Annotated in this window: 1 protein-coding gene and 1 pseudogene; both read left to right on the top strand. The window is 41.0% G+C overall.

Annotation, left to right across the window (positions count from 1 at the left end; translation table 11 throughout):
- Nucleotides 1-355, top strand: a 355-nt coding sequence (locus ACFIO5_RS13565; protein ID WP_375705700.1) for a Ppx/GppA phosphatase family protein, incomplete at its 5' end; no start/stop codon positions are given.
- Between the two features lie 33 nt (nucleotides 356-388).
- A pseudogene (locus ACFIO5_RS13560) lies at nucleotides 389-515 on the top strand (23S rRNA methyltransferase); the annotation flags it as partial.

Below are 515 nucleotides of genomic sequence, written 5' to 3'. Positions count from 1 at the left end.
TCTTTTAGGAACTTCAGGAACGATTACTGCTTTAGCAGGAATGCACCTTAATTTAGAGCGTTACGACCGGAAGAAAATTGATGGCATTTGGATGAATGATGCGGACATTACTCTTATGATGCAGCGCTTATTATCATGGGACGTAAAAAAACGTGGAACCAATCCTTGTATTGGGCGAGAGAGAGCGGATTTAATTTTAGCCGGTTGTGCAATTTTAGACGTTATTCGAGAAGTTTGGCCTAGTCAACGTTTGAGAGTTGCTGATCGTGGTTTGAGAGAAGGGATTTTAATAGACCTGATGTTAAACGATGGTGTATGGCGCCACTATAAGAAAAGGAGAAGCTTCAAGCGTTAGCAAGTTATCTGAATATGGAGACAACGAAAAGCTATGAAAAAAACGACAAAAAAAACGGCTGGTGGATATGGAGGGTCAGGATCACATAAATTATATCAGCGTGTAAAGAAAAAAGCAGGGACTATCACAGCCTCGTCGCGTAGATGGTTAGAGAAGCATT

The organism is Bartonella sp. AA86SXKL (assembly GCF_042196885.1).
This window is presented reverse-complemented; position numbering and strand designations above follow the sequence as displayed.